We start from the raw sequence: 22351 nt of genomic DNA, 5'->3' as shown, positions 1-22351 counted from the left end.
AACCCTCATGGTGAGCTTGTCGAACCACGCACAGCAGCGACGCAGGCAATAGTGGGGGCCTATGGCTGAAGGCAAAATATTCGCTGGCCCGCGCATAAGGCGCATCCGCAACGAGCGTGGCCTGACACAGACCTCGATGGCCGAGGCGCTAGGCATTTCGCCGTCCTACCTCAACCTGATCGAGCGCAACCAGCGTCCGCTCACAGTGCAGCTGTTGCTGAAGCTTTCCTCAACCTACAAGATCGAGCTCGACACGCTGCAGATGGAGACGGGCTCCTCCATGGTTGCGCTCAAGGAGGTGTTTTCCGATCCGCTGCTTAATGGCGAATTGCCGGGCGATCAGGAGCTTATCGAAATCAGCGATGCCGCGCCCAATGCCGCCACCGGCATCATCAAGCTTTATCGCGCCTACCGGGAATCCCTCGAGCGCCTTTCCGATCTGTCGGAACTTCTGGCCAAGGATGGCCGGGCGCCATCTCTTGTCGCCACACGCATGCCGCTCAACGAAGTGCGCGAAGTGCTGGAGCGCCGCGCCAATCATTTTCCCCGCATCGAAGGGGAGGTCGAAAGTTTCACCAGCCTGATCAAGCCCGGCGATGATCTTCTCGGTGCGCTGAAAGCCTGGCTGAAAAGCGAACACGGCATCTCCGTCCGCATCCTGCCTGTCGCAACCATGCCGAACTGGCGCCGCCGCTATGACCGCCATTCGCAGCGCCTGTTCATCTCCGAGCGCCTGTCGCCCTTCGACCAACTGCGCGAAGTGGCGATGGAAGCCGCGCTGATGCGCATGCAGGTGGTCATCGCCGCGGAAATCCAGGACCTGAAGCTCTCCTCCGATGAGGCGCGGCGCATTGCCCGTTTCGAGTTCGGGCGTTACGCCGCCCATGCATTGATGATGCCGTATCAGTCCTTCCAGACCGCCGCTATCCGCGCGCGCTACGATGTCGATGTGCTGCGCTCGCGCTTCCATGTTTCATTCGAACAGGCCGCCAACCGCCTGACAACCCTTACGGGCAAAAATGACATTCCGTTCTTCATGCTGGAGGTGGACCACGCGGGCAATCGTTTCCGCCGGGCAGGGTCGCAAGGTTTCCCGCAATCTCGCTTCGGCGGCGAATGCCCGAAGCTGCCGGTTCACTCTGCCTTCGCTCAACCCGGCCAGATACTCGTCGAGGCGGTGGAAATGCCGGATGGCGCCGAATTCCTCACCATCGCGCGTACGCTGGAAGGTCCGCAAGGCGCTTTCAACGAACGCCCGCGCCGCACGGCCATCCTGCTCGGCTGCGACATCGAATATGCGGACCAAACGGTTTATGGCAGTGCGCTCGGCAACAGGAGCATCAGCACGCCGCCACTCGGCAAATTCGTTGGTTCGACGCCTGTCGGCCCCGCCTGCCGCCTGTGCGAGCGCAGCGCCTGCCTCTCCCGCGCCGAACCGCCGGTGACACGTCCGCTCGGCCTGGACGAAATGGTGACAGGGCTGAGTGCATTCGATTTTCAGTGAGGGCCTCCGCCAGCATTCGTCGGTGCCGCTAAACCGACAATGAACGGTCGCTTTCCAGACTCAACCTCCGCCGCAAGCTTGGCATTGTGTGCGCATGAGTATTTCCGCCGTGCCGCTACCGCCCGTCGCCGGGCCTGACCCTGCCAAGACCTCTTCGGAGGCGGCAATCGGCTGCCTGCTGGTGGCGGGCGCCGCCATCGCCTGGAGCACCGGCGGCGCGCTGACGCGCTTTGTCGAAGCCAATGACAACTGGACAATCGTCTTCTGGCGCTCGGTCTTCGCAGCGCTGTTTCTGTTGTGCTTCATGCTGGTGCGTGACGGTCCGCGCGGCACATGGCGGCTGTTCCAGCATATGGGGCTTGCAGGGCTCGGTGTCGCTATCTGCTTCGCCATCGCCTCATCCTGCTTCATCATCGCACTGTCCTATACGACGGTCGCCAATGTGCTCCTGCTTCAGGCTGGCGTCCCGCTATTCGCCGCCTTGATCTCGTGGATATTGTTCCGCGAACGCATCAGTTCTGCGACATGGATCGCCATCGCCGTGGTTATCGCGGGCGTCGCCATCATGGTTTCGGATTCACTTGACGGCGAAGTCTCGCCCATCGGCGATATGCTGGCGCTGTTGATCGCGATCTCTTTTGCCATCGCCACCGTCATCACCCGCCGCAAGGCGCATCTGCGCATGACACCAGCGGTTTTCCTCGGCGTGGTCATCGCCGCCTGCGTCGCTTCGCTGATGACGGGCCAGTTCGCCGCCAGCACGCGCGATTTCGGCCTGCTCTTTGCGCTTGGCGCGGTCAATCTCGGGCTTGGCCTCGCACTGTTCGTCAGCGGCGCCCGGCTCATCCCTTCGGCGCTCGCCGCGCTGATCGGCACGCTAGAGCCGGTGCTCGGACCGGTCTGGGTATGGCTCCTGCACGATGAGGTGCCGGCTCCGCGCACGATCATCGGCGGCGCCATCATCCTCTTCGCCCTGCTCATGCATCTCGGCTGGGAATCCAGACGCCAGCGGCGCGTGGCGGTCGCCCGTTAGTTGCCATCCTCCAGCACAGCAACCGCGCTGCATCAGAAAATTTCGCACTTGCGCAATTTTCAACGAGGGTGTTGCTTGAAGCCAGTTGACGAAGCCCTCGCAATCTAAAAAGGTAGGGCCAATCACGGGAACCTCGGCACAATCGAAAGTGTTCGTGCCGGCATCATGGAGATATAAATGGGTATAAAGACTGCTCTGTTGACAGCCACGCTCGCGCTCGGAATTGTCAGTTCCGCAGGCGCGGCGGATCGCGTCGTCAATATCTATAACTGGTCGGATTATATCGATCCGGCGATCCTGGAGGATTTCACCAAGGAGACCGGCATCAAGGTCGTCTACGATACCTTCGACTCCAACGAGATTCTTGAAACCAAGCTTCTCGCCGGCGGTACCGGCTATGATGTTGTGGTACCGACCGCATCTTTCCTGCAGCGTCAGATCGCAGCGGGCGTGTTCCAGAAGCTCGACAAGTCCAAGCTGCCGAACCTTTCCAATACCTGGGATGTGATCAACCAGCGGATCGACACCTACGACCCCGGCAATCAATATGCCGTGGACTATATGTGGGGAACCACTGGCCTTGGCTACAATGTCGACAAGATGAAGGAAATCACCGGTTCGGATGAAAAGCCGACCTGGGATGTGCTGTTCAAGCCGGAAATGGCGGCGAAGTTCAAGGATTGCGGGATCCATATCCTCGATTCCGCTTCCGATGTCATGCCTTCCGCACTGGCGTATCTCGGTCTCAATCCCGACAGCAAGGATCCGGACGAACTGGCCAAGGCCGGCGCGTTGCTGGAATCGATCCGCCCCTACGTGCGCAAGTTCCACTCCTCGGAATATATCAATGCGCTCGCCAACGGTGATATTTGCCTGGCGCTCGGCTATTCGGGTGATATCCTCCAGGCCAAAGGGCGTGCCGAAGAGGCGAAGGCTGGCGTAAATATCGACTACGCCATTCCGGCGCAGGGCGCGCAGATGTGGTTCGATGTCATGGCTATCCCGGCCGATGCGCCGCACGTAGCGGAAGCACATGAATTCATCAACTACATGTTGAAGCCGGAAGTTGCCGCCAAAGCGACGAACTTCGTTTCCTATGCCAATGGTAACAAGGCTTCGCAGGCTTCGATCGACAAGGCAATCCTTGAAAATCCGGCCGTCTATCCGACACCGGAGGTGCTGGCCAAGCTCTTCACAGTCACACCGTACGACACGAAAACGCAGCGTGTGGTGACGCGGCTGTGGACAAAAGTGGTCACAGGCCAGTAAATCCTAAAAAAACCCCGGCAGCCAATGCCGGGGTTTTTCACGTAATAAATAGAAATACCGGGGAAAATCATGAAATCATTGGGGAGTTTTCGCCGCAAGTTCGCACCTTGGAACGATCCTTCAGCGAAGCCTTTTATAGCGATCGAGAGCGTCACCAAGAAGTTCGGCAATTTCGCTGCAGTCAACGATTTGTCCCTGAATATCTACAACCGCGAATTCTTCGCGCTGCTCGGTGCTTCGGGATGCGGCAAGTCGACCCTCCTGCGCATGCTCGCGGGCTTCGAAGAGCCAACCGCCGGACGCATTCTCATCGATGGCCAGGATATGCGCGGTATTCCGCCCTACAAGCGCCCGGTCAACATGATGTTCCAGTCCTACGCGCTGTTTCCGCATATGACCGTTGAAGACAATATCGCTTTCGGCCTGAAGCAGGAGCGCATGGCCAAGGGGGATATCGAAGCGCGCGTTGCCGAAATGCTCAAGCTGGTCAAGCTCGAGCAATTCGCCAAGCGTAAGCCGCATCAGCTCTCCGGCGGCCAGCGCCAGCGCGTGGCGCTTGCACGTTGCGTTGCGAAACGGCCGAAAGTTTTGCTGCTGGATGAGCCGCTCGGCGCGCTCGACAAGAAACTGCGTGAAGAAACGCAGTTCGAACTCATGGACCTGCAGATGAAGCTCGGCCTGACATTCGTGGTGGTCACCCACGATCAGGAAGAGGCGATGACCATGGCCGACCGCATCGCCGTCATGGACAAGGGCAAGGTCATGCAGGTGGCAACGCCTGCGGAAGTGTATGAGGCGCCAAATTCCAAATTTGTCGCCGACTTCATCGGCAATGTGAACATGTTCGAAGGCACGGCCGCTGCGGTGGCCAATGGCAAGATCGACATTGCTGTCGCACCTGAAAACCTGACGATCCGTACCGACGCGTTGAAAAGCTGCACCGTAGGTCAGCCGGTCGGCTTTGCCATCAGGCCGGAGAAAATCCGGCTCAGCCGCAATGCGCCCGCCGATCCATCGATCAATGCCGCCTATGGCGAAATGTGGGATATCGCTTATTTCGGCGACATGACGGTTTTCCATGTGAAGCTCGCGAGCGGCAGGATCATCAAGGCGGCGAGCCTTAACGCGGTGCGTACGGTCGAGGATCCGCTCGGTTATGACGATAATGTCTGGATCGATTTCGATACCGACGCCGGTATCGTGTTAACCGCGTGAAGAAGGGCGATGTCATGCAGAAATTGATATCGTCCGTTGCAAGCCGCCTGGTAATCACCGTTCCCTATCTATGGCTGCTGATCTTCTTCCTCATTCCCTTCGTCATCGTCTTCAAGATTTCTTTGTCGGAAGTCGCCATGGCGATCCCGCCCTATACACCCGCCTTTAATCTGTCGGCGGGCTGGCAAGCCGTCAGGGAAAGCTTCGCCCAGTTCTCGTGGGACAACTATATTTGGCTCCTCGAGGACCCGCTTTATTATAAGGCCTATCTTTCCAGCCTGTTCATCGCCGCTGTTTCGACCGTTCTGACACTCATTGTCGGTTATCCCATCGCCTATGGCATGGCGCGCGCTCCAGCGACGGTGCGGCCGACGCTGCTGATGCTGGTGATCCTGCCGTTCTGGACCAGCTTTCTGATCCGCGTCTATGCCTGGATCGGCATTCTGAAGCCTGAAGGCCTGCTCAACCAGTTCCTGCTGTGGGCCCATGTGATCGACACGCCGCTCAACATCCTCAACACCAATACGGCGGTCTTTATCGGTATCGTCTATTCCTACTTGCCGTTCCTGGTGCTGCCGATTTACTCGGCTCTGGAAAAGATGGACTATTCGCTGGTCGAAGCGGCCGAGGACCTGGGCTGCCCGCCCATACTCGCCTTCTGGAAAATCACCTTTCGTCTGTCAATGCCGGGCGTCATCGCCGGGTGTTTCCTGGTGTTCATTCCGGCAGTTGGTGAATTCGTCATTCCGGATCTGCTTGGCGGGTCGCAAACCCTGATGATCGGCAAGACGCTGTGGAACGAGTTCTTCTCCAACCGCGACTGGCCGGTTTCATCGGCCGTCGCTGTCGTGCTGCTGTTGCTGCTGGTCGTGCCGATCGTGCTGTTCCAGCGGGCTGAAGCGCGGGCACAGGAAAGCGAGAAATAAGATGAACACAACCTGGTCTCGCTTCAACATCGCCTCGCTTGTTCTCGGCTTCGCCTTCCTCTATTTGCCGATCGTCCTTTTGGTCGTTTACTCGTTCAATGAGTCCCGCCTTGTCACCGTCTGGGCCGGCTTTTCGACCAAATGGTATGTATCGCTGTTCAACAACCAAAGCTTCATCGATGCCGCTTGGGTGACGATCCGCGTCGGCCTCGTCTCGGCCACCGTTGCGACAATCCTCGGAACGCTCGGCGCCTTGGCGATGACCCGCTATACGCGCTTTCGCGGACGCCTGCTGTTCTCGGCAATGATCTATGCGCCGCTGGTCATGCCGGAAGTCATCACCGGGCTATCGATGCTGCTCCTGTTCGTGGCCATTGGCTTCGACCGCGGTCTGTGGACGATGATCCTCGCGCACATCACCTTCTCCATGTGCTTCGTCGCCGTTGTCGTTCAATCGCGATTGGTGACGTTCGACCGCTCTCTGGAGGAGGCGGCTATGGATCTGGGTGCAACGCCGGTTACCACGTTCTTCAAGGTGACACTGCCGGTCATCCTGCCGGCCGTCGTTTCCGGCTGGATGCTGGCCCTTACCCTTTCGATCGACGATCTGGTGATTTCGAGCTTCACCTCTGGTCCCGGGGCAACGACCTTGCCGATGCGTATTTATTCGCAAGTTCGGCTTGGGGTGACACCTGAAATCAATGCCGCCTGCACCATCCTCATCGCAGTGGTTGCGGTCGGAGTGATCATTGCGTCTATCGCCAACAAGCGCCGCGAAGTTCAAAAGGCGCGCGACGAACAGGCAGCCGCCCGGAACTGACAACTCGGGACAACTCCACAGACTCTAATCATCGTCCAGATGCAACTCTGCGTTCGTTGTTGCCCGCTTCAAACCAAGCAATAGATGAGAAATGGCGCTGCTAGGCGCGCTTTGGTTTGATGGCGAAGCAGCAACACCGGGCCAGCGGTGTATCGGGGAAGACAGGCTCCCTCGACTGCGGCAAGAGCCTTGCCATCAACCTTGGAGGTGACGTGATGTGGTTTAGACCGCTGAACATCACCCTTATCGTGAAAAGAACCCGGAACAGCTGGCAAGTTGTCCTCCGGGTTCAATTCACAAGATAAGGAACGGAGGGTGGGCGAAAGCTCATCCTCTGCTCCAAGATAACATAGCATGTTCCCGCGAGTTTCCAAGAGTTGTGCCCGCCGACTTTCTTCCTATTGGGAAATGATCGGCGAGATAAACGGGTTGTCCCAGGAACCGCCTATGAAAAAGCGTGTGTGATTGACCGTCGGCTCCGGCTTGGGTGCGTCCGGTGCAGCGCCTGCCGCCGGTGCCGGAGAGGGAACTCGGGCCGCAAAATCACCAGTGAGCGCAAGACTTTTGCCGATCAGCGTCACGATACCGGCAAAACTGAGCGTGCCTGACTTGTTCTGGATTTGCGCCGTCTCCAGCGCCGCGACGCCATCCATGATGTTTGCCTTGAGCTCGAATTTATCGAAGGCCAACCAGGCATCGGTCTTCTCGTTGAGACTGAAGAAACGATCCGTCTTGGCTTTGCTCAGGAGGCTGTTGAAATCCAGACTGCGGATCTGGCCGCTGCCGAAGCGCATTGACAGCGTTCCCTTGGCGTTGCCGAGCGCAGTTGACCAGCGCGATATCGGACCCTTCAAGACAAGTGACACTGTTCCTTTGCCGAGTTGGAAGCGAGTACCAAAACCCAGCAGGGAGGCAATCGAAGCGCTGTTCACATCGGTGCCGTTGAGGCGCAATTCACCGGTTGTTGCACCATCCCCTTCATCCGCAAGCTGGAAGCTGGCGGCAACCGAACCATCGAACGCCGAGGCCTCGCCGATATCGAACATGGCACGTCCATTACGGATTTGTGCCGTCGCCGCGACCTTCGAGAGATTGATCGTCCCGATGGTCGCTTTCTGTGTGGAAACGCGCAGGTCAAGATTGAGCTGCTTCAGAAAACCACTGTCGATAACCGCATCGGAATCCGTTGAACTATCCGGCAAGGGCATGAAACCCGAGAACACCGAATGAATGTCGAGCGTTTCGAAGGCCAGCGTACCGGTGACGCTCGGCGTCCCCTGATCCAGCACGACCTCGATAACGCCCTTTGCCGGGTTGTCGTTCAATGTTGCCGTCAGCCCATCCAGCTTCATCCGCGTGGCAGAACCGGATACGGAAGCATCCAGTGCGAAGCTGCCGATCGGCGCGCCCGGAATGGTCGCCATTCTCGACCATTCGAGCGTGCGGCGCAGGGAAGGCGAAGTCAGCGAAAGCGTGCCTTCGAAGAACTGGTCCTTGGAGATATTGGCCGATCCGTTGAACGAGAGTGTCAGGGGCGTCGAGCTGAGATTGACCTGGAGAGGGCTGGTGCCGCCAGCCAGAAGCAACAAAGCCCGTGTGGCCGAACTGTCGATCTCCGTCTCTTCGCCGTGCCAGATGGCCTTGCCCTGGAAACTGGCAACGCCCGAAGTCTGCGGCCAGTCGAAAACGCCGCTGATACTCGAGACCTGTTCCTCGGCGCCATTGATTGGCCGCTTGAAGGTGACCATCGCGTCTTCGAGCCTTACACGTCCGAATGGTTGCGATGACACGGTGCTCATATCCGGCTTGGCTGGATTGGCTTCAACGGCGGCCCGCGCCTCCCGCACGACATCGCCGATCCGGCCGTCGCTCTTGGCAAGCGCCTCGCCGATTTCCGACAGGCTTTTGATCGGCTCGTCGATGACAAATCTTGGGCGCACGATCTTGGTTTCGGTGAATTCGATATTTCCCATCAGCGCAGAGAGAAGGGACAGATCAACTTCGATGCGCTCCGCCTGCATGAACGGCGCACCCTCACTCTGCCAGGGATTGCGGATGGTGACATCGCCCAGCGAGGCGGCGAATAGGGGAAAGAAGGAAATCTGCGGCGATTGACGCGACTCTACGCTATATCCTGTCCAGTTGCTGATTTCTTGAATGAGCCTGGCCCGGATCAGATCCGTACTGACGAGATAGGGCAGGGTGACAAGGATTCCCCCGGCAACGAGAGCCAACATCAAGATCGTTGCGAGAAGGTTCCTTGGCCTGTACCAGGACATGAGCGTTTCCGATATTCAGTCCTTCCAGTTGCACGGCCGGAAGGTTTTCTGCATTGCCATCCACGGTTTAGCGATCATGCGTGGCAATTCAAGCCGGTATAGACTTTTTGCGATCAATTTGTTGGAAATGGCGCATTGCATCCCGTTTGCGAATTGGCCGCCTATTCGGCCAGAACGCGTGTCGAAGGGAAGGTTATCTCGACCATGGTTCCGCGACCGGGATTGGAGTCGATCGTGAAGTTGGCGCGATTGGCTTCGGCCATCGCCTTGGTTAGCGGTAGGCCAAGGCCAGTGCCGTCGCTGCGTGCATGCTTCGGCGTGGTGATCTGCTTGTATGGCCGCAGGGCCTGTTCGACCTCCTGCCGTGTCATGCCGATTCCCGTGTCGCGCACGCGCAGCAGCACATCGCCGCTCGGCTCATAACTCGTGGAAACAATAACCTGTCCGCCGGGTCCCGTGAACCTGATGGCATTGGACAGAAGGTTCAGCGCGATCTGGGTAATCGAGCGATGATCGGCGACGATGTCAGGCAGGCGTGAAGTCAGGCTCGAGCGGATAATGACGCGCTCACGATTGGCCTGCGGCTGCATGATGGCGACGGCTTCCGTCAGTGCATCATTGAGCGATACAGCTTCGAAATCCATCTCGACCGCTCCGGCCTCGATCTTCGAAATATCGAGAAGATCGTTGACGAGCGACAGCACGTGATTGCCGGAACGGCTGATATCGTTGAGATAGTCGCGGTAGCGTTCGCTGCCGATAGGACCGAATTTCTCGTCTGCCATTAGTTCGGAAAAGCCGATAATGGCATTGAGCGGTGTGCGGATCTCATGGCTGATGCGCGCCAGGAATTCGCTTTTCTGGCTCGATGTGCGCTCGGCCTCGCGCTTGGCGCTGAGCAGCTCTTCTTCGGCACGTTTCCAATGGGTGATGTCGCGCAGGACGACGCAATAGCCCTTGGAGGCGTCGAGCTTGCCGATCGTCATGAACAGGGGAATGAAGCGTCCCTGGCTTTCGCGGCCGATTACCTCGCGCCCGTCATTGAGCAGGCTGGCGACCCCATTATCGGAAAGACTGTTCAGATAATCCATTGCCGCGCGTTGGCTTTCGATGGCGAAAAGCATGGAGAAGGCTTTGCCAGTCAATTCCTCTGGCTCGTAGCCGAACAGGGCAGCGGCCGAGTGATTGACAGAGCGGATCGCGCCGGCGGAATCCAGCAGGATGACGCCGTCCGTAGCCGTATCGAGAATAGCATTGAGCTCGTCAACGCGCGTCTGCAGAAGCTGTCTTTCGCTCTCGTCGAAATGGTTGGCAGTCTGGGCCTGCGGCGACAAAGCAAGCAGCAGTGCGCGCTCGCCATTCTCGCTACCTTCGTCCCAGCGGACCGCCTGCAGATGCGCCTGCACCCGCGTCATCGAGCCATCGCTGCGGCGCAGGTTCATGCCGGCTTCGTCGTCATCGCCGCTATCGTCAGCTTCATCGGCGAAGAGGATACTCAAGCCGCCCGCATCGTTGATGGCGTTGGCCGAGTCATACAATATCGCGTCGAGCAACGCCGGATTCGCATAAAGTATCTGGCCGTGGCGATGGACCAGCACCGGCAAGGGCAGGGCGGCAAGAATGGATGTATCCACACCCTGCCGTGCCTGTTCGCGAATGTTTGTCGCGAAATCCTCGGGCTGCGTGGGCTCATCCTTGCTATCCGCAACAGCGAAGCCCGGACCGACCACTTCAGCGTCCGGAACCTTGGCTTTCACTTCTGAAGGCAGCATTGCAGCAGGTGCAGGTTCTGCGTCACTATTGCTTTTCGGACTATCCCCCAGCACTTCGCGGCGCAGCCTTTCGGCAATCTCGCGAAATGCATTGCGTTCAGCATCGTTCAGCCGTCCGTCATCGCGTAAGGGGCGTTGTGTCTTGAGCGGAATGATGTTGTCTGTTGTATCGGGCGTGATTTCCAGCACGGGCTTTTCCCCGTTGAAGACGTCTGCAACGGCATCCGCCGTCGGCACGTCGACAGCCGGATTGTCGTTCAATGTTTTGCCGGCGGCTTTTGGATCGACGGTGACATCGCCCATGCGGGCAACGCCAAAGCCCCGGAAACCGAGGAATGCCCGGTCACGCGAATAGATCGGCAGCGCAGCGAGCTCGATCGGTACGCGCAGGTCGGTGCCTTCGATGGGCCAGAGCACCGTTCGTCCCGACCATGTGTCGCGCCGCTCGAGAAGCTCGGCAATTTCCTCATTGTCGTCGAGGCCACGGCTCGCCGCCACCTCACGGAAAGGTCTGCCGATGATCGACGCGGATTGCGGTCCGACAGCTGCGGCGAACTCCGGTGAAATCTCGCTGAAATTTGCCAGCGCGTCGACCTTCCAGACAAAGCGCACCGGCGCCTCGGACGGTACATATTGAAATGTGCCCGATTTTTCCGTGGTCGAACCCGTGGCTTCGAGCGACGGAGCGAATGCGAGCGAAGCCTGAGGTTCGTCCTCAGTCCTGGCCGCAGCATCGTCCACCTGCTCATCGGCAATTGGCGCTTCAGGCACAACTGCAAGTTCGGGCGGCACGTCGTCAACCGCTACAATCTCCTTTGCCTGCTCGTCTGCAACTTCCGGCTCGATCGCAAACAGCAGATGGAGGGCGGGGCTGTCCGTCAGTCTCGCAATGCCGGTGGGTACGGCGCCCTTCGCTGTCCGCACCGGTCGCTTGACGAGACGGTTGCGCTCAAGCCGCACTTCGCGCACGAGATCGCCGAGGATCTTGTCGTTGAATTCAAGCCTGCCGAACTGCTGCGATGCGGCAATCACTGCGCCACTGGCGTCGATCATCGCCGCGTGGGTCGCCTGGTCGCCAAAGCCCTTGATTGCCAATGCTGCAATCTGTTTCTCGGAGCTTGCGCCCAAGTCGCTGTTGGCAATGGAGAGTAGAATGGCCTCCTCGCCGCGTGGCAATGCGAGATCGCTCGCCTGGAATGTCAGGATGCGGCTGGAAAGCCCAAAGGCGACGCGCAGCGAAACGGTGCGTCCATGCCCGATAGCGGGAAAGCCGTCCAGCGCCATCAGCTGACGCTGTGCCTGTATGCCGAGCACTGCGCCGCCACCGAGAATTTCGTCGATCGAACCATAGCCAAGCATCGACGCACCCTGACCATTGGCCCAGATGACATTCTGCAGATCCGGCGAAATGACGACAAGCGCATCGCCATTGGCAAAACGCTCGCGAATCTCGTCGAGGACGGCAATGTCGATGAATGGATAGGTTCCAGACGCCATATGTTGACCAGCATGCTCCGATCCGAACAGTCGCATCCTCGCGATGTTCTTAAGACTTTGTTAATAATGATCCAGCCGTCACTCGTCCACTCGCAGCCCCTTATCTTACATGTCTTTCTCTTGGTTTAGTTAACTTCCCTTGCCGCAATACAACCGTCCACATAATAATTTCGATTTAGCGATAGGCATCTGATTGTGCACTGCAAAATAAATGTTGCAACGCACAAAAAATGAATATATATACGCTTCATCAAATCAGCTGCAGAGGCAAAAGACCATCTGCACAAAGGAAGGAGCCTATTATGAGCAAGACCACCAAACAGACTGCCGATGCGTTCTCGATCCCCGCTTTCGATGCAACCGCTGTAACCGACCAGGTTCGCGAATTCACCGAAAAGGGTGTGGCTCAGTCCAAGGAAGCCTATGCCAAGATCAAGGATCAGGCCGAAGCTGCCCAGAAGACCCTCGAGACAACTTTCGAAACTGCTCAGTCGAATGGCGCCGCTCTTTCGCTGAAGGCTTTGGCTGCGCTCCGCGCCAACACCGAAGCCAGCTTCGCTCATATCGAAGCGCTGATCGGCGTGAAGTCCTTTGGCGAAGTGATCGAACTGCAGAGTGCATTCGTTCGCAAGCAGGCTGAAGCCATCTCCGGTCAGGCCAAGGAATTCCAGGCTGTTGCTTCCAAGGCTGTCGAAGAAATCTCCGCACCGGTCAAGTCGGCTGTCGAGAAGGCAATCAAGGACGTCAAGGTCGCCTGATAGCGCATAACCCCCGAAAATCGCCTTTGATTTTTGGAAAGGATTATGCGCCATTCAAAATGTTACTGCGTCCTTTGCGCGTCTAGTGGACGCGCGGCGCAGTAAGGCTCCGGACGAAAGAATACTCTGACGGCACTCCTCCCCCTCTTGGCCGTCGGAGACGCAAGGCTTAAAGGCTTCTCCGCCTGGTCTTGCATTAATGGAAAAAGGCCGGATCCTCCCCCGGCCTTTTTCTTTTTTCCATTTGCATCTGTCTTTGTTGCATCGAACACTTGCAAAAAGCATCAATCCTTCGTATGTGACGCCTGTCAAAAATATGACGGTATGCGGTCGTAGCTCAGTTGGTTAGAGCGCAGGATTGTGGCTCCTGAGGTCGGTGGTTCGAGCCCACCCGTCCGTACCATCAATAAGCCCTTCAAATTCCAGTCGGTCCTGAAAGACCTGTTCGTTTCGCAATGAAGCGGGCAATGGCAGGACCCGTCAAAAGCACTATGATGAAACGCGACGTTTGCATCGCCATCACAAATGGCAGGTTCACGTCGCTCGACGCTGCGATGATTGCCACGGAGTCTGCACCGCCAGGGCTGGTCGCCAGATAGGCCGTCAGCGGATCGATATCGGCCGCCACCACGAGGATAGCGGCAATTCCCCCGCAAATCGCGATCAAGGTCAGGATCGAGGCAACGACGCGGGGCAATGCGCGCGCCGCGTGAACAAGAATTGGCCGGGTGAAGCGCGAGCCGATATTCCAGCCGACAACCGCGTAACTTGCTGCCAGAAACCATGGCGGCAATACAATTTCCATCATACCCGTATTCTGCAGGATGACACCTACGACAAGCGGCGCCAGAAGCGGCCCGGCGGGAATGCGCAGCCGGACTGCGAGCAAACTGCCAAGCCCGATGAGTATCAACGTCTGCGCGAAACCGATCCACGGGATCGGCGGGAACCAGACGATTTCGGGAACCGAAGCAGTTGGGCCGGTGGCCCATATTCTGGAGACAGCAGAGGCCACGACTGCTACGAAGACCACGCGCAGATATTGCATGAAAGCAACCAGTCGAATGTCGGCGCCAAAAGCCTCGGCCATCAGCGTCATCGCCGAAGCTGCGCCCGGAGACGAGCCCCAAAGAGCGGTTGTGCCCGGCAGTACCTGCCAGCGTGTCAGCAGCCAGCCGAGTGTGTTGCTTGCCACAAGAACGGAGCCAATGACCACCAGGAAAAGCGGCCAGTCGCGCAGCATCTCACTGAGCGCTGCGGGCTGGATACTATGTGCGATCAGGCAGCCAATTACCCCTTGAGCGAGAACGAAAGGGCGCACTGGCATGCGAACCGTACCGCCCGCTGCAGCCACGGCGATCGCCGCAGCCATCGGCCCGAGCAGGAGCGCCGCCGGCAGATGCGTGGCCTGCAGAAGCAAGAAGAACAGGACCGACAACACGAGCAGAATTGCCCATTGCAGACCCATGGCGCGACCGCTCAGTCCCCCACCCAGGTATCGGCTCATCCACTTCGGAACAATCATCGGGAACCGTTGGAGAGTCGGCAGAGGCACCGCGTATAATATTCGAGAGGATGTTGTCGAAGCGGTATACATGAGCGGAGCTTTTCGGCTTCGTGGAAGCCATTTGGAAAAGCATCACTTACTATCATCGCCCGTATGTCCCGCCAGCCTCAAACAAAGTTGGCCGCAGGATAATCTTCTATTGCGCGCCGTCCACCCCTGTCAGAGCATTTGATTCTTGGAAAAATTCCCAGAACTGCTATGTTGAACTTGGAGCGGGGACGAACTTTCGTCCGCCCCCATTCCTCATTTCATAAAATGAACCCGGAGCACAACTTGCCAGCTGGTCCGGGTTCTTTTTATGACGAGGGTAACGCTACATGGTTTGAACCACATCGCTTTACCTCCAAGTTGGAAGCAAGGCCGTTGCCGCGGTCGAAGTGGCCAATCCACTTCGATGCACCGGCTGGCTCGGTGCAGACTGCTTCTGCCTCCAAACTGAATTCACGTCGATTCATCGCTTGCTTCATGAGCCAAGGCAACGAACGCCGGGTTGAAACGCTTTGCAAACAATCGGTTGCGTGGTTGTGTGCGTGACTGGCGCTGGTCGGACTTTCTTACTATTTGCGGGCTTTGATGTTTCATGCCAATGAAGCGCCATGCGTATATTGCTCGTAGAAGACACGCACGATGTGGGGGAAGCCATTGCCAAACGTTTTGAGGCGACTGGCCATGCCGTCGATTGGGAAACCAACGGCCGTGACGCAGCCGAAATCATCGATTTCACCGAATACGCGCTGATCATTCTCGATGTCATGCTGCCGGGCATGGATGGTTTTGAAATCCTCAAACGCATCCGCAAGGCCGGTAACGCGGTTCCGGTCCTTATCTTGACTGCACGTTCGGAAATCGATGACCGGGTTGGAGCGCTTGATCTCGGGGCCGACGACTATCTTGTAAAACCGTTTGACTTCCGTGAATTGGAGGCGCGGGCGCGCGTCCTGATGCGTCGCCACACCGGCGGCGAGGCAACCAACCTGATCAAATGCGGAGACATTGCCGTCGATCGCGCGGCGCGATCCGTACATGTCGGCAAGCGCGAAGTGCAGTTGAAGCGGCGCGAACTGACCTTGCTCGAAGTTCTTGTCGCACGCCCCGGCCGCGTCTTCAGCAAGGATGAATTGCTCGACCAGATTTTCGGTTTCGACGAAGCGGCCAACGCCAATGCTATCGAGCTCTATATAGGGCGTTTGCGCAAGAAGCTTGAGGGGGCAAAGGCACACATCGTCACCGTGCGCGGCCTCGGCTATCAACTGGTATCCGGCGATGCGCCCTGAGACCATAAGGAACCAACCCTCGCTCTTCGCGCGTCTTGCCCGGCGCATTTCGGTTGTGCTCTTCATCGGGGCTGCGTTACTCGTCACTGCCGCGTGGTACTATGCCGAGACGGCCGCCAACAAGGCCTATGATCGCTTGCTTGTTGGCGCAGCGTTGCAGATGGCGGAAAGTCTTTCGGTCGAGGATGGGACGCTGACAGCACGCCTGCCCACCTCGGCCTTCGAATTGCTCGGCCTAGCCGAACGCGACCGGATTTTCTATCGCGTCATCGATACGCACGGCAAGACTCTGACAGGCTATGACGATCTGCAAACGCCGACGCCCTTGGATAGTGCTCGCAACGTGTTGAGCGCGGAGGAGGGCGTCTACAAGGGGGAACCCGTGCGTATCGCCCGCGCGACACGCGTTCTCGCTGATCCCGCGGTTTCAGGCCACGCCTATGTCATCGTAGCGCAGACGAACGAGGCGCGATTGGCGCTGACCCGTGAGCTGACTTTGCGCGCGACGGTTCTCGTTTTCATCATGAGCCTGCTTGCCTTCGTCGGTGCCATGCTGGCGATCCGCTATGCGCTGCAGCCGGTTGAACGGCTGGGGACGGCCGTTCGCCGTCGCGATCCGCATGATCTGACCCCCGTTACCGTCGACGTACCGCGTGAGCTCGATCCCTTCGTGGGCTCGATCAATCATTTCATGGGAAGGCTCAACGAACGGGTTGAGTTGCTGCAGCGCTTCATCGCCGATGCTGCACATCAGATACGCACACCACTCACGGCGCTGACGGCGCAGATCGACCTGCTCGGCACCGACAAGCTCGACAAGGCCGGCCGCCAGCATTTTAATCGCGTGAAGGAAAGGACCAGCGAACTTGCGCGGCTGACCAATCAGTTGCTCAGCCATGCGATGGTGATCCATCGCGCTGATTCTGTTCAACTCGAGCCAATCAGTCTGGTCGATGTGGCGCGGCGAGCATATCGGGCCGCTATTCCCATTACCGTCGATCCCGATATTGTCATTTCGTTCGAGGCGCCGGACGACCGGCCTTTCGTTCTCGGCGATGCAGTCAGCCTGCGTGAGGCCATCGTCAATGTGATCGACAATGCCTTGCGGCATGGGACAGACCAGCGGCTGGAGGTAAGGGTTCGCGCCACCGATACGCAAGGCTTTGTCGAGGTCGAGGATGATGGCCCTGGTATTCCGCCGGAAAGCTGGGAGAAGGCAACGCAGCGCTTCGCCACGTCGAAATCGCACGAAGGCAGTTCAGGACTCGGCTTCGCCATCGCGCAAGAAGTAGCGAGCGCTCATGGTGGCACGTTGAGCTTCCGCGCCCGCGATGAAAGGGGTTTCACGGTTGTTTTGACCTTGCCGCTGTTTCAGGGAGAGGTGAAATGATCCGGATCTGTTTCGCACTCTTGATGGCTGGTTTGACCGCCACACAAGCTTTTGCTGCCGGGGACAACAGAACGCAGTTTCCTGCACTTCAGACCGCATCCGGCAAGCTGACGATTTATTCGACAACGGATCTGGCGGCGATGAAACCACTGATCGAGGATTTTCAGAAATCGTCGCCCGATGTGTCGATCGACTATATCGAATATCTGACCAACGAACTGAATGCCATGGCCAGTGAGGCTTGCCGCAAGCAGGAGCCGCTTGGCGATCTTCTCCTGTCGTCATCGGTCGACCAACTGCTCAAGCTCGCCAATGATGGCTGCGCCGCAGCGCATACATCGCCGGAAACTCTTCGCGTTGCCGAATGGGCGAATTGGCGCGACGAGGTCTTCGGCTTCACCTATGAGCCGGCGGTTTTCGTCTATAACGCGAGCAAGGTCCCGCCGGCGGAGGTGCCGCGCACCCATGTCGAACTCGCCGACCTTCTGCGCGAACGGCTCGACTATTATCGCGGACGGGTCGGCACCTACGATATCCGCCTGTCCGGCATCGGTTATCTTCTCGCCTTCAATGACGCGCGGCAAACCACAACCGTCTTCGGTCGCCTGCTTGAAAGCATGGCGCGTGCCTCCGCCGTCGCCCGCTGCTGCACCGGCGAAATCCTGGAAGAGATCGCCAAAGGAAATCTCTACATTGGCTACAACATGCTCGGCTCCTATGCCTATGATGCAGCGCTGCGTTACCCGGAATTGCGCGTCGTGGTACCACGTGATTATACGCTGGTCCTGAGCCGTGGTGCGCTTATCCCGAAAGGTGCAGAGCGAGCAGATCTCGGTGCACGGTTTCTCGATTATCTCCTGTCAGAGCGAGGCCAATCCGTGGCGCGAACCAATGGTTTCTATTTCACTGAAAGTGGTGAACTGCCGCCCGGTGTCGATGGTCCGCAAAATTTGAAAGAGTCCGGAGTCGCCCAGCCGATCCGCATCGGCCCGGCTTTGCTTGCTGTTCAAGACAGGGCGCAACGCCAGCGTTTCATCGAGGATTGGTCACAATCCCTGATTGAACTGAACAGTCCGGCTTGGACGCGGGAATAGCAGATCCACCTTTGAATGGCCCTGATGCGTTTCCGGCGAAGTTTTTACGCAAGAATGTTCGAAACCTGCACAAGTTTCACTGAATCTTACTCAAGAATCATCGATTCTGACGCAGATTTTTCAACCAACGCGCGTAAAATGGTTGTGACGACGCGAAACAGGGCTAGAACAGCGAACCTTGCGACCCACTCGGGACTGGCGGCTTCTTCGCAGATGCGGGGCGCTCGACCTTGGCCCGTGAGGTGCGATCGTCACCGTCTTTCGCGACGGCCTGCACCTCGCCGTCCTGAAAGCGCAGGGTTAGATCATCGCCGCCGGAAACAGCCGCGGCCCGCTTGATGGGCGTGCCGGATGGATCGAGAACGAGAGCGAAACCGCGTTCCAGAACACCTTGATATGACAGGGTTTTCATCAGGCGTTCGAGTTCTCCGCACCGCCGTTTCGTCCGGTCGAGCAGGAGATCCGCGGCTTGGACCTGACGCCGGTCCAGCTGTTGCAGATGCTGCCTCCCACGCTGCGCCAGCCGGGCCATTGGTTCGATCGAAAGCCGACCGGCACGCCTGTCGAAAAGTCCTCTTCGGTCTCGTACAAACACCTCGAGCCCGCGGGGTAGGCGGTTTGCCAACACGCTGATTTCACGACGCTTTTCGCGAAATCTCTGTTCAAGCAGCCGCGGCGATAATTGCCTTGCGCAACCGTCGAATTCGCCGCGTTTCTTCTGTGTATTCGCCTGCAAAGCGCGGCCTAGTCGGGCAGCGGTCTCATCGAAATGACGTCGCGGCAGCGCAAGCAATTGGTCCGCCGAGGGCAGGGCGCGGGCGAGTGCCCGTTGCGCCTGGCGGCGGCGATCGAGATAGCGCGACATGCCTGCGGCGAGCCTTGCTCCGAGCGTTGCGATGTGCGCCTGCAGGTCCGCCTTGACCGGTACGGCCATTTCCGCCGCGCCCGTCGGCGTCGGTGCGCGAACGTCTGCAACAAGGTCGATCAGCGTCCAGTCAGTCTCGTGACCGACGGCAGAAATGATGGGAATTTGCGAGGCGGCGACTGCGCGCACCACGGCTTCATCGTTGAAACCCCATAGGTCTTCAAGGCTGCCGCCGCCGCGCGCCACGATCAGCACATCGGGCCGGGGCAGGGCGCCACCTATTTCTAACCTGTTGAAACCATTGACTGCATTGGCAACTTCGGTGCCCGATGTTTCGCCCTGCACCCGTACCGGCCAGACCAGAACATGCAGCGGAAAGCGATCCGTGATGCGATGGATGATATCGCGGATGACAGCGCCGGTCGGCGATGTGACAACGCCGATAATGCGCGGCATGAAAGGGAGGCGCTGCTTGGCGGCGGCGTCGAAAAGCCCCTCGGCACCGAGCTTGCGCTTGCGCTCTTCGAGCAGCGCCATCAACGCACCGGCACCGGCCGGCTCCATCTGCTCGATGACGATCTGATACTTTGAGGAGCCCGGATAGGTGGTCAGTTTGCCGGTGGCGATGACCTCCATGCCTTCTTCAGGCTGGAAGCGCAGACGGCTCATAGAGCCGCGCCAGATTACCGCTTCGATGCGTGCCTTGTCGTCCTTCAGCGAGAAATAGGCATGGCCGGACGAATGCGGCCCACGATACCCCGAAATTTCGCCGCGAACCCTCACGTGCCCGAAAGTGTCCTCGACTGTGCGCTTCAACGCTCCGGAAATTTCGGAGACCGTATATTCGGCAACATTGGATGCAGATTCGGGCTTTTCGCTCATGGGCTATTCGTAGTCGCGTCGTGATGAAGGTCAAGCCTCGGCAATCCTCGATTGTATCATTGCCAGCTCGTGAAATTTCGCCTATCCGCAATTGTGGGAAAAAGGGGAGCGGGCATGCCAACAGATATTGCCGTTAATTCCAAGGGTTTGAAACTACGTCACTATTTGCTGATAGGAGCACTGATGATTGGTGCCGCCGCAGCAATCCTGCTCCTGATGGGCCGTAACCCGATATGCACCTGCGGCACAATAAAGCTGTGGGTCGGCGAGACGAATTCATCTGACAATTCACAGCATTTGGCCGATTGGTACACGCTTTCGCATATTATCCATGGCTTTCTGTTCTATGGCATTCTCTGGCTTGTCGCCCGAAAACTGCCGGTCGGCTCACGTCTTTTGATCGCCATATTCGTCGAAGCGGCTTGGGAAATCTTCGAAAACACCGACATGGTCATCAACCGCTATCGCGAGGCGACGATCGCGCTTGGTTATGTCGGCGACAGCGTTCTGAACTCCGTCAGCGATATATTGTTCATGGTACTCGGCTTCTTTTTCGCCGCCAGAGCCCCGCTCTGGCCGACGATCGTCTTGGCGATCTTCTTCGAATTGCTGGCTGGCTGGGTTATCCGCGACAACCTCACCCTCAACATCGTGATGCTGCTATACCCGCTCGACGCGATCAAAGCCTGGCAAGGCGGAATGTAATCACCAGCCCGGAACGAGTTCAGTCGCTCGCACCTGCCGTAGACGCTGGTTCGCCAGAATAGGCGCGGAAGCCTGCGTCATGCTGACCGGCGTCGGCATTGACAGATTGTCGAGACTTTCGACGATGTGCTGCGCCAGCGCGTCGACAATAGCTGATGGTTTGGTGTGACCGCGCATGATGCCGATGCCGAATTCCGGGAGCCGGCCAAAACCGTCCGCTTCGGTCAAGACGCGCATTCCGGGACGCAGGGCGCATTCAGGCAGGATCGAGACGGCAAGGCCCGCCAGAACTGCGGCTGCGAGAACTGTCGCCGACCAGCTGGTGAAGAGGATGCGGTAGTCATGATGCATGGAGTCCAGCACATCGACCGCCGCCGCGCGCCAGATACAGGTAGGACGGCCGACTGCCAGCGGAAGTACTTGTTCTTCATGAACATTATGATGCGCCGAGGTAACCCAAAGCAGCTGTTCGCTACGCACAACTTCCGAGCGCCGCAGCTCGTCGCACTGCGTTACGAGTGCAATATCGAGCTGGCCCTTGCGGATCATTTCATCAAGGTTGACAGTGGGTTCGCAGACAACGGAGAGTTCGACGCGAGGATTGGAACGGGAAAACCGCGCCATGATTTCGGGCAGAAACCGGTCGGCATAGTCGTCTGGTGTGCCGATACGGATATGTCCCTGCAATTGCGTATCATCAAAAGCTGCAATCGTTTCGTTGTTGAGCTGTAGCATTCGCCGCGCATAGGCCAGCAGACGCTCGCCATCTTCCGTCAGCCGGTTGGTGCGGCCATCCCGTTCGAAAAGCGCTTTCGAAACGCGTTCTTCGAGCCGGCGCATCTGCATAGAAACGGCGGATTGGGTCTTGTTTACCTTGTCGGCAGCTCTCGTAAAACTACCAAGATCAGCGATGGCAGTGAATGTCTGCAATTGGTCGAGATCAAGCGGTGCGTTCATGGCAATGTTCCCGGAATGGTTGATCCATCATTATTATTGAACGTTTACATTAAAAACATTCGTTTGAATAATCAATTATTGTGGATCATTTTAGAGATGTTCAGGAAGCGCCGGTGTCAAATGACTCAGTCATCAGGCACGGGCGTGGTGCGCGGAAAATGGTTTTCGCGCGGTTTAACTTTCTTGATCGCCCTTCAAAAGGAGTAACGGCGATGACGACGACAACGACAACGACTGAAGTAACTGGTTTCACCCGCACGATCGCAGCTTTTGCGTCGCAGGCTGCAAACTTTGTCACCCGAATGATCGTCGCTCGTCGCAATCGTAAAACGATTTTGAGCCTCGGCGAATGGAATGATGAAATGCTGCATGACATCGGCATCACCCGCGCCGATCTGCATTCGGCGATTGGGACATCGCTGCTCGACGATCCAAGTGAAAGACTGGGCGCATTGGCCGATGTACGGTCGCGTGTTCGTGCTGCCCGCTCGATTATCTAAGGCTGACGATTTGACTGTTTAGCAGGCGCCCATTCACGCCGGAA

Annotated in this window: 17 protein-coding genes and 1 tRNA gene; 13 read left to right on the top strand and 5 right to left on the bottom strand. The window is 58.0% G+C overall.

Going from position 1 to position 22351, the window contains the following annotated elements; translation table 11 throughout:
- Window positions 1-61: 61 nt before the first annotated feature.
- The 6 genes from ACSQ3H_RS22525 to ACSQ3H_RS22500 all read left to right on the top strand — a co-directional run bounded on the left by ACSQ3H_RS22525 (window position 62) and on the right by ACSQ3H_RS22500 (window position 6767).
- A complete protein-coding gene (locus ACSQ3H_RS22525) occupies window positions 62-1504 on the top strand; it encodes a helix-turn-helix domain-containing protein (RefSeq protein ID WP_436119098.1) in 1443 nt (480 codons plus the stop codon).
- A gap of 94 nt (window positions 1505-1598) precedes the next feature.
- Window positions 1599-2537 (top strand): DMT family transporter, encoded by a 939-nt coding sequence (locus tag ACSQ3H_RS22520; protein WP_436119097.1) that lies wholly within the window; start codon window positions 1599-1601, stop codon window positions 2535-2537.
- Between the two features lie 177 nt (window positions 2538-2714).
- Entirely contained in the window at window positions 2715-3806 is a 1092-nt protein-coding gene (locus ACSQ3H_RS22515) for a polyamine ABC transporter substrate-binding protein (protein ID WP_436119096.1), read from the top strand.
- Between the two features lie 69 nt (window positions 3807-3875).
- Window positions 3876-5021 (top strand): ABC transporter ATP-binding protein, encoded by a 1146-nt coding sequence (locus ACSQ3H_RS22510; RefSeq protein ID WP_436119095.1) that lies wholly within the window; start codon window positions 3876-3878, stop codon window positions 5019-5021.
- Window positions 5022-5035: 14 nt separating this feature from the next.
- Window positions 5036-5947 (top strand): ABC transporter permease subunit, encoded by a 912-nt coding sequence (locus ACSQ3H_RS22505; RefSeq protein ID WP_436119094.1) that lies wholly within the window; start codon window positions 5036-5038, stop codon window positions 5945-5947.
- A 1-nt stretch (window position 5948) separates the two neighbouring features.
- Window positions 5949-6767 (top strand): ABC transporter permease, encoded by an 819-nt coding sequence (locus tag ACSQ3H_RS22500; RefSeq protein ID WP_436119093.1) that lies wholly within the window; start codon window positions 5949-5951, stop codon window positions 6765-6767.
- 398 nt (window positions 6768-7165) lie between these two features.
- Here the strand turns inward: ACSQ3H_RS22500 and ACSQ3H_RS22495 are convergent, their stop codons facing one another.
- Together ACSQ3H_RS22495 and ACSQ3H_RS22490 are read right to left on the bottom strand one after the other, a co-directional pair.
- A complete protein-coding gene (locus tag ACSQ3H_RS22495; RefSeq protein ID WP_436119092.1) occupies window positions 7166-9046 on the bottom strand; it encodes an AsmA family protein in 1881 nt (626 codons plus the stop codon).
- Window positions 9047-9207: 161 nt separating this feature from the next.
- Window positions 9208-12315: a PAS domain S-box protein gene (locus tag ACSQ3H_RS22490; protein WP_436119091.1), complete on the bottom strand. Its 3108-nt coding sequence runs from the start codon at window positions 12313-12315 to the stop codon at window positions 9208-9210.
- Window positions 12316-12617: 302 nt separating this feature from the next.
- Between ACSQ3H_RS22490 and ACSQ3H_RS22485 the strand changes: the two genes are divergently transcribed.
- Entirely contained in the window at window positions 12618-13073 is a 456-nt protein-coding gene (locus ACSQ3H_RS22485) for a phasin (protein WP_436119090.1), read from the top strand.
- A gap of 326 nt (window positions 13074-13399) precedes the next feature.
- A tRNA-His gene (locus ACSQ3H_RS22480) sits at window positions 13400-13476 on the top strand.
- 12 nt (window positions 13477-13488) lie between these two features.
- Here the strand turns inward: ACSQ3H_RS22480 and ACSQ3H_RS22475 are convergent.
- Window positions 13489-14580, bottom strand: coding sequence for an AbrB family transcriptional regulator (locus tag ACSQ3H_RS22475; protein ID WP_436119089.1), 1092 nt, complete (start codon window positions 14578-14580; stop codon window positions 13489-13491).
- A gap of 656 nt (window positions 14581-15236) precedes the next feature.
- On the opposite strand from ACSQ3H_RS22475, the gene ACSQ3H_RS22470 reads away from it, so the two are divergent.
- The 3 genes from ACSQ3H_RS22470 to ACSQ3H_RS22460 are packed head-to-tail and all read left to right on the top strand — an operon-like array spanning window position 15237 to window position 18398.
- The gene (locus tag ACSQ3H_RS22470; protein ID WP_436119088.1) at window positions 15237-15914 is read left to right on the top strand and encodes a response regulator transcription factor; all 678 of its coding nucleotides are present in this window, start codon (window positions 15237-15239) and stop codon (window positions 15912-15914) included.
- Window positions 15904-17304 carry a sensor histidine kinase gene (locus tag ACSQ3H_RS22465; protein ID WP_436119087.1) on the top strand — a complete coding sequence of 467 codons (1401 nt, stop codon included), beginning with the start codon at window positions 15904-15906 and terminating at the stop codon, window positions 17302-17304. Before ACSQ3H_RS22470 ends, ACSQ3H_RS22465 begins: the two co-directional genes overlap by 11 nt.
- On the top strand, window positions 17301-18398 hold the full coding sequence (locus tag ACSQ3H_RS22460; protein ID WP_436119086.1) for an ABC transporter substrate-binding protein: 1098 nt from the start codon (window positions 17301-17303) through the stop codon (window positions 18396-18398). The genes ACSQ3H_RS22465 and ACSQ3H_RS22460 overlap by 4 nt, the downstream gene beginning before the upstream one ends.
- Before the next feature lie 163 nt (window positions 18399-18561).
- Here ACSQ3H_RS22460 and xseA read toward each other — a convergent pair whose 3' ends face one another.
- Window positions 18562-20145 carry an exodeoxyribonuclease VII large subunit gene (gene xseA / locus ACSQ3H_RS22455; RefSeq protein WP_436119085.1) on the bottom strand — a complete coding sequence of 528 codons (1584 nt, stop codon included), beginning with the start codon at window positions 20143-20145 and terminating at the stop codon, window positions 18562-18564.
- A 114-nt stretch (window positions 20146-20259) separates the two neighbouring features.
- Here xseA and ACSQ3H_RS22450 point away from each other — a divergent pair, with 114 nt between their 5' ends.
- Window positions 20260-20850, top strand: coding sequence for a DUF2585 domain-containing protein (locus ACSQ3H_RS22450; RefSeq protein WP_436119084.1), 591 nt, complete (start codon window positions 20260-20262; stop codon window positions 20848-20850).
- On the opposite strand, the gene ACSQ3H_RS22445 is transcribed toward ACSQ3H_RS22450, so the two are convergent.
- Window positions 20851-21807, bottom strand: coding sequence for a LysR substrate-binding domain-containing protein (locus ACSQ3H_RS22445; RefSeq protein ID WP_436119083.1), 957 nt, complete (start codon window positions 21805-21807; stop codon window positions 20851-20853).
- A gap of 212 nt (window positions 21808-22019) precedes the next feature.
- On the opposite strand from ACSQ3H_RS22445, the gene ACSQ3H_RS22440 reads away from it, so the two are divergent.
- The gene (locus ACSQ3H_RS22440; RefSeq protein WP_436119082.1) at window positions 22020-22307 is read left to right on the top strand and encodes a DUF1127 domain-containing protein; all 288 of its coding nucleotides are present in this window, start codon (window positions 22020-22022) and stop codon (window positions 22305-22307) included.
- Window positions 22308-22351 lie beyond the last annotated feature (44 nt).

Source organism: Phyllobacterium sp. LjRoot231, from assembly GCF_964253365.1.
Classification (GTDB): Bacteria; Pseudomonadota; Alphaproteobacteria; order Rhizobiales; family Rhizobiaceae; genus Phyllobacterium.
Note: the sequence above shows the minus strand (reverse complement) of the source record. Positions and strands in the feature narration are given on the sequence as shown.